The following is a 7,441-nucleotide window of genomic DNA, read 5'->3' as shown; positions in this document are numbered from 1 at the left end:
TAGCTTAAGCGCTAGAACCGCCTTGGACGAATAACTTCTTCTATCGCGCTCAAGCGCCTTGGCGTTTTCACACAGCCAAGACCCAATCCGGACCTTCGCCAATGTCCGCGAAGCGATCTGGCCCCTCTCTTGCGGTCGCACGGTTCCCTTGTAGAGAGCAAGATCGGTAAAGACAGTAGCGGGGCTGGACGAGTGCGAGCCCCGCCACTTGCAATGACGGAGGGTGGCGCCGCTTCGCTGAGGACGTTCTCCTTTGAATTGGAAAAAATCGGGGCAAGCCCGTTCTATTACCATCGCACCCCGTCGTGTTTTTTGTGAAGCCAGGGCCCAAAGCGGTATCCGTGGAGCTTCCCATGAGCCGCATCATTTCGATCGCGCGAGCCTTGTCGCTGCGGACCCTGCTGTTCGCCTTGGTGGGCGCCATGGGCGCCATGCTCACCGTCACTCTGGCGCTGAATGCGACGAGTGCTTGGCGTGCGGGCGCGCTCGCCACGCTGACCTCCCAAAGCAATACAACGGCGGACCTGCTCCTGTCCGCCGCGGCCCATTGGGCCGTAGAGCGCGGCATCACGAATGGCGCGCTAAGCGCGGAGCAGCCGCTCAAAGCCGAAGTCCGCAGCCAAATCGACGAGCGCCGCAAGAAGGCCGACGCAGCCCTCACGGAGGCAGCGGCGCGCCTCGAGGACGACAAATCCTCGGCCGTGCAGGCGCTGCTGCGCGAGACAAGGGATGTGCTGCGCGACATAGATCAGCTCCACCGGCGCGTCGATGCCGAGGTTTCGAAGCCTCGCAGTGAGCGCGATGCCAAGTTGCGGGCAGAGTGGTTTCCAGCGATGACCAAGCTGATCGAAGTTTCGCAGCGTCTGCAACTAGCTGCCGAGATCAATTCAGAGTCGATGGAAACACGTCTGCAGACGCTGCAGCAGCTCAAGCATGTCGCTTGGGTCATGGCCGAGTACGCTGGACGCGAGCGTGGCATGCTGAACGGGGCTATCCAGGCAGGGGCGCCGCTTCGTGGTGAACAGCTTGTCGCCTTGGGTGTCGCGCGCGGAAATGTCGAGTATGCGTGGGAGATAGCTCAGGCAATCACAACAAAGCCTGGCACTCCGCCTCCGCTCGTTGCTGCGACCCAGACTGTCCGAGACGTGATGTTCGGTCGGTTCCAGCAGGACCGAGATGCCCTGTACAAGGCAGCTCTCGCCGGTGAACCGTACCCGCTGTCGGCACAAGACTGGTTCGACCATGCGACTGAGGCGATTGGCTCCATCCTCCGCCTTGGAGAGGCAACGACGGAATCGACGCGTCAGTTTGCAAGCGAGATGGAGGCTCGGAGCCGGTTGAACATGGCGGCTGATCTGATTGTCCTGACAGCCGCAGTGTTGCTCACGGGGATTGCCGCCTGGTCCGCAAGCGCGCGGATCGCGCGTCCGTTGCAAGAAATGACGATCGTGATGAGCCGCCTCGCGCACGGCGAAACAACGATCTCGGTCCCGGCGCAAGACCGGAATGACGAGATCGGAGAAATGGCCCAAGCGGTCGAGGTGTTCCGCCAGAACGCGATCCGTATTAGCGAGCTTGACGCCGAGAAAATGGCAGATCAGGCGCGCAAGGAGGCACGAGCCGCGGAAGCGCTCAGAGAAGCACAAATGGAGCTCGCCCGCGTTGCGCGGCTAACGACGTTGGGACAGCTCACCGCCTCAATTGCCCATGAAATCAATCATCCGATCGGAGCCACAATTCTCAATGCGCAAACGGCATTGCGTTGGTTAAATCATGATGCACCGGACTTAGAGGAGGCGCGTCAACGACTAGCCAAGATCGTAAATGATGGTCGACGAGCGGCTAATGTCGTCAGCCGAATTCGTGACCTCGTAAAGAAAGCGCCGTTGCGGATCGAGGTCCTGCAAGTGAATGAAACGATCAGCGAGGTGATCGAACTCACGCGGGGTGAAGCCACGAAAAACCGCATCTCGGTACGGGCACAACTTGCCGAAAACTTACCCGCGGCGAAAGCGGATCGGACTCAGGTGCAACAAGTGATACTCAACCTGATCTTGAACGCAGTGCAGGCAATGAGTGAGGGTGATCTAACTGTGCGCGAATTGTGGATTAGCACTTCGGCGAACAAATCGGATTACGTGCTCGTCTCGGTCCGGGATTCCGGGCCGGGCATACGTCCGGAAAACCTCTATTATCTTTTCGATCCATTTTACGCGACCAAGCCAGGCGGCATGGGCATGGGACTGTCGATCTGTCGATCAATTATAGAAGGCCACGGAGGACAGATATGGGCCAACTCGAAGGGGCAACAGGGTGCTGCCTTCAGTTTCACTCTCCCTACTGCGCCGCAATAGATTGCGTCACAATCACTTGCATGCCCCGTCGCTGCAATTCCGGATCAGTTCGAATCCAGCGTTGCAGATAAGGTGGGCAAACAACGCTTTGCTGCGATGCATGAGTCCGGAAGTGGCCCTTCGCGACAGTTTGCGCGGCGCAGGGGCATGTCCGAAGTTGGGGGCAAACCAGAAGCCACCGGCTAAGGGGCAAACCGGCGCTTGTGACCCAACTCGGACATTGGGCGGCCAACATTGCGGTGATGCACATCGCGGCATTTCCTCAACGGTGTGGTAGAGTGCGACCTCGGCCTGAGAGAACGAACATGCGGCGCAGCGAATTCATCACGCTGCCCGGGCGGGGTCGCGGTAGCATGGCCGTTTGCGGCGCGCGCGCTGCGCGGAGCGAACTGTGGACGCTCGGCTTATTGGCTGCCAGCAGTTCAGGAAACGCAAATCTGAGGAACCCGAACATGCCGATACCAACGCGGCGGGATTTCTTGTTAGGTGCGACTGCTTCTGCTCTCCCGGCGACCATCACGTCCGGCGTGGCGGGGCCAGCACCCGCGACTGGCGCGGCGGGACTACGCGAGGAATCCTGGGACCGAGGCCGCCTCGTGCATCTGCTACCGACCGTCGGTCATGACCGCTTCCTGATCAAGGCTTCGCTCGATCATCGTTTGGCATCGGAGCCCGAACTCGTCGTCGGCACAAGCAAAGTGCGCGGGCAGAGAAACCCAGGCAACGGCAGCTTTTGGCAATTCGACGTCCCTGGGCTCAATCCGGCGACGACCTACCAGCTTTCACTCACAGGGGACGACGGCCGGGCCCTGTGTGAACCTTGGCCGCTCGCGACTTTTCCGGCGCCCACTGCCATGCCGGAGCGGCTGCGCGTGATGATCTACACCTGCGGGGGCGGACACGACGCGCTCAATGCCGACTTGCCCGAAGGCAAGATCAACTGGCTGCCCTCGATGCTGCGGCGGCGCCTGCTGGCGCGCGGTCTGTCCTTCAAGCCCGATGCCCTGATCGCAAATGGCGACCAAGTTTATTGGGATCTGCGGGCGCCGCAGGCCTCTAAGAGCAGTGGCGCATCCGCGAAGGGCATCGCCTACGCCGGCACGTTCGATCGGGCACAGCCGGTGTTCGGCACGGTCAACGAGGCCCCTTTCTTGCGCGCGAGTGGCCCTCAGATCGTGCCGCAATACGGTGCATTGTGTCGCTCGACTCCAGTATTCTTCATGCAAGACGACCACGACTATTTCGACAACGATGAGGCGACCGACGACATCATTACATTTCCACCTGACCAATTCATGCTCAATCTCGCGCGTGCGACGCGCCAGCTTTATTACCCGGAATACCTGCCGGACCCGGAGCGGCCGCTCGGGCTTCCTGGAGCCTCGGCGGCCGATCGACCGCCGGGCGTCGGCGAAGCCTTTGGCACGCTGCGCTTCGGGAGGCTCGCCGAGATACTGATCTACGACATTCGGCGCTCGCAGACGCTGGCGGGGCCTAGCGCGGTGTTTGTCGACGGCACGGTGGAGACGTGGCTGAAGGCGCGCATGGCGGCGCGCGATGTGGTGCACGTTGTCAACATTCCTTCGAACCCCCCGGCTGGAGTGCCGGGAAATGGGGCGAATGGTACCCCGACATCCTCGGCCCCGACGGCCGGCTCACCATCAACACGCCCAAGCCTTATTGGCAGAGCGGCTGGCTCAAGCAGCACGACCGGCTAATGGCGGCGGTGGCTGCTATGCCTGGCCGCATCCCGCTCATCATCAGCGGCGACCTCCATGCCATTGCTGAAGGCCGCATGCATCGCAGTGGCGCGCTGGACTTCGGCGGCAACCCGATCATCGTGGTGTTCTTTCAGGTCCGCTTGGCACTGGTGACCGCGGCTGGCCCTCAGCATTCCGCGGTGTCGGGGCGACACCTCCCGTGCATTTGCAGATGGAAGAGAACCTCAAACCGATCGAGGAGAACGGCTTCATCCTTGTCGACTTCACGATCGACGCTATCACAATCCGATTTTTCAAGTTCAACTATCATCAGCAGAATGCCAGCGCGATCGACACGCTTGAGCCGTTTCGCATCACTGAATTGAAGCGACCGGCTTGAGCTGCTCGCGCTCGCCGACGAGGTGGTCGAATAACCGGCTCTCTGCGCAGTCTGATGCTGCACGTGCTCACGACCGGAATTGGCCTTGAGCTGAACAACGCAACAGCCGCTGCCATGTCGGCAGTTTGCGGGAAACCGGACGCCACAGGATCGTTGGGCTGACTGCCGCTTTTGACCCTGAAGCCGAAGCATCACCACGCGTAGTGCACCACGCCCTTGCCGGCATAGGAGCGCGTGACGTTCGAGAACTCGCCCTCGAATGTGCCTGCGGCCGACCAGCCGTTCAGCCATTTCATCTCAACCGAGGCGGTGGTCAGCGCCGAATCCGGCGCCAGCGCGGCGCAGTTGGCGATAAAGCTCGCGCCGGGCAACGTCTGGAGCGTGGCGGCGACACTGCGGTCCGGATTGAAGTCATGCGCCCAGGCGAGACGGCCGCGCAGAGTCAGCACGCCGTTCTGCATCGCGACCGACTTGTCGGCGCGGAGGCCGAGTTCGGACCGGGTATCGGTGACGCTCTTGGCGCCATAGGCGAGCGCAAAGGTGCCGGCGCCCGCCAGGGCCTGCTCGGCATAGGCCGTCAGGTCGAACGTCGTGAACTGCGCTGCGGCATAGGGCGTGAGACCGACGCCGTGGGTGACAAAGCGATAGCCGCCTTCGAGCCGACCGGAATAGGCATTGGCATTGAACTCGGCACGGAGCCGATCAACGCCGGCAACCGTCACCGTGCGGTCGGTGGTGATGTCCTGCCAGCCATAGGCCAGCGCAGCCGAGATATAGGCCGGACCGTTGATGTGGCGCAGATAGACGCCGGCTTGGAAGAGATCGGAGCGTCCCCTGCCGAGGCCGCTGACGCCAAAACTGGTGCCGCCGCCGGCGAGCGCGAAACCAGCGAGCATGTTCGGGGAGAAGCGATAGTCGGCGCCGACCGCGGTGCCATAGATGCTGCTGGTCGAATTGTTCGATCCTGCGGCCGGGTTGCCGTCGGTCCGCTGCGACCCGCCAAAGCCCGACACCCACACGCTCCAGCGCGGATCAGAGGTGTTTGCCAGCGGCGCCTTGGTGAACAACGCATGGGCGTCGCGCTCGCTCTGCGAACGCGCCTGTCCCTTGGCGGCGTAAGCCATGCTCTCCTCGGCATAGGCATTGGGGCTTCCGCCAGCGCTGACGGGGGTGCCGCGCCCTGCGATGAAGGGGGCGGTCATCACCCCCATGAACTGGTCCATCGCCTGGAACGTCGTCTGCTGCGCGCCGGTCGCGCTCTCGCCGGAGAGTTGCGTCAGCCCGGTGAGAAGGTTGGCACCGGAGAGATCGAAGATCGCGCTGAACGCGGTGGACAGATTGTTGCCGGCGAGCAGGGCATTGTCGATCGCGCCCGCCACGTTCTTTTGATTGACGTTGGCATTCGCCGGTAGGATCGGCGACAGCAGGCCGGGATCGAGCGACAGCAGGACGCTGCCACCGAGGTAGCTGAGCTGCGCATTGCTCGCCAGGTTGTTTCCCACCACGGCGGAGCCGAATGTCCCAGTCTGGGCCGAAGAGGTCAGGATCGTATAGGTGGTTTTATGCGTGACACGGGTCAGCGGAGCGACCACGACCTGGCCGGCGAGATTGGCGGTGCCTGTCACGCTGGTCTTGTCGGACGTGCTGCCGGAGACTTGCACGAGGTAAGTCGCCGACGCCGTCAGCGTGAGGCTGCCGTTGACGGTGAGCGTGCCGATCGAATTGCCGGGCGCCAGCGTGCCGCCATTGATGATGGTGTTGCCGACGGTACCGTTGCCGCCGAGCGTGCCGCCGGCATAGACGGTGACGCCGCTGGCGGAGGTGATGTCGCCGTTCAGCGCCAGCGTGCCGCCGTCGACGTTCACCGGGCCGGCAAAGGTGCTGGTGCCGGTCAGCGTCCAAGTCGAACTACCGATCTTGTTGAAGGTACCGAAGCCCCTGTACTGCGCGGCGGCGCCGATCTGCGACATATCGAAACTTGCCGCGCCTGCGCCGCCGAGCTGCAACGTATCACTGCCGTTGCCGTGCACAATACCCGAGATGACCGAGCCCGGCGCCAGCGTCGGCGTGTTGCCGCTGCCGGAAAACTGGATCGCCGCCATGCCCCCCTGATGCTGCCGGCGTTGAGACCGAAGAACCACCGGCGCCGGCGAAAATGCCGAAGTCGCCGCCTGTGATGCTTCCGCCGGCATCGTTGGTCACCGTCACGTCTGTGCTTGTGGAAATTCCGAACCAGCCGCCCGTGATGCTGGCCCCGGCATTGTTGGTCACCGTGGCACTGGAGAGGTCGATGCCAGCAATGAAGCCGGTGACCCTGGCGCCGCTGGCAACATCGACGGTGACCCCGGTCTCGACTCCGGTGCCGTAGCCAAACAGCTGCCGCGGATTGATGGTGGTGCCCGTACAGTTCGCCGTCACGTTATCGGCGGCCTGGGGCGTACAGTCGGCGTGGGCCGGCTTGCCAGCCGCCAGGACGATTGCGAAAGCCGGAACCAGCACGCTGGCGGCGGTGCGGACCATTTGGCGCTTGCCGGCGCCGCACCGGCCACCGATCCGAAATCTCTTCATCTTGGATTCGCCCCAAGGCACTTGCCCCAGAAGGATTCCAAGGTTTATTCGCCGGCAGCGAAGTCAGCAGAGTTTGCCAAACGATACAACCTGGACGGAAAGGCTCAATTTGGGGAAACCATCTATATCCTAGGAATGTATCCCTGAGGCAACACGTGAAACCAGATGGAAGTGCCGGCTCAGTCGGCTCCCGGCGCCCGGCCATCGCGCTCAGGGCTCACCGTTGGCATAGATCGTGGGCGGCCCGATGACCGGGACAGAAGCGGATGTCTGAGGCTGCCAAGTGCTTGGTCCGCTCTGTCCTTTGATTGTGTTGAAAAACTCGGTTTTCTGTGAGGTGTAATTTTTCTAAGCCGTGCTGACGCGTTCTCGCGGCAGAGACGTGGGGGACCGCGTCAGTTCGTTCGATTCAGCCGACG

At 62.4% G+C, this 7,441-nt stretch carries 5 protein-coding genes; 3 read left to right on the top strand and 2 right to left on the bottom strand.

What is annotated here, in order from left to right; translation table 11 throughout:
• The first annotated feature begins 353 nt into the window (after positions 1–353).
• The 3 genes from AC629_RS41055 to AC629_RS46190 all read left to right on the top strand — a co-directional run bounded on the left by AC629_RS41055 (position 354) and on the right by AC629_RS46190 (position 4,454).
• Positions 354–2,354 carry a sensor histidine kinase gene (locus AC629_RS41055; RefSeq protein WP_143199849.1) on the top strand — a complete coding sequence of 667 codons (2,001 nt, stop codon included), beginning with the start codon at positions 354–356 and terminating at the stop codon, positions 2,352–2,354.
• A 305-nt stretch (positions 2,355–2,659) separates the two neighbouring features.
• On the top strand, positions 2,660–4,072 hold the full coding sequence (locus AC629_RS41050) for a metallophosphoesterase family protein (RefSeq protein ID WP_143199848.1): 1,413 nt from the start codon (positions 2,660–2,662) through the stop codon (positions 4,070–4,072).
• 202 nt (positions 4,073–4,274) lie between these two features.
• The gene (locus tag AC629_RS46190; protein ID WP_143199847.1) at positions 4,275–4,454 is read left to right on the top strand and encodes a hypothetical protein; all 180 of its coding nucleotides are present in this window, start codon (positions 4,275–4,277) and stop codon (positions 4,452–4,454) included.
• 191 nt (positions 4,455–4,645) lie between these two features.
• Here the strand turns inward: AC629_RS46190 and AC629_RS41040 are convergent, their stop codons facing one another.
• Positions 4,646–6,556: an autotransporter domain-containing protein gene (locus tag AC629_RS41040; RefSeq protein ID WP_245332164.1), complete on the bottom strand. Its 1,911-nt coding sequence runs from the start codon at positions 6,554–6,556 to the stop codon at positions 4,646–4,648.
• Complete coding sequence (locus AC629_RS49495) at positions 6,465–7,022, bottom strand: hypothetical protein (RefSeq protein ID WP_143199846.1); 558 nt, start codon at positions 7,020–7,022, stop codon at positions 6,465–6,467. The genes AC629_RS41040 and AC629_RS49495 overlap by 92 nt, the downstream gene beginning before the upstream one ends.
• Between the last annotated feature and the right edge of the window lie 419 nt (positions 7,023–7,441).

The organism is Bradyrhizobium sp. NAS80.1, assembly GCF_001908205.1.
In the GTDB taxonomy this organism is placed as follows: Bacteria; Pseudomonadota; Alphaproteobacteria; order Rhizobiales; family Xanthobacteraceae; genus Bradyrhizobium.
Note: the sequence above shows the minus strand (reverse complement) of the source record. Positions and strands in the feature narration are given on the sequence as shown.

Bases quoted from the DNA above. Each gene is read 5' to 3' on its own strand.
- AC629_RS41055 (WP_143199849.1), top strand. From the start codon at position 354: ATGAGCCGCATCATTTCGATCGCGCGAGCCTTGTCGCTGCGGACCCTG.
- AC629_RS41050 (WP_143199848.1), top strand. From the start codon at position 2,660: ATGCGGCGCAGCGAATTCATCACGCTGCCCGGGCGGGGTCGCGGTAGC.
- AC629_RS41040 (WP_245332164.1), bottom strand. From the start codon at position 6,556: ATGGCGGCGATCCAGTTTTCCGGCAGCGGCAACACGCCGACGCTGGCG.
- AC629_RS49495 (WP_143199846.1), bottom strand. From the start codon at position 7,022: ATGAAGAGATTTCGGATCGGTGGCCGGTGCGGCGCCGGCAAGCGCCAA.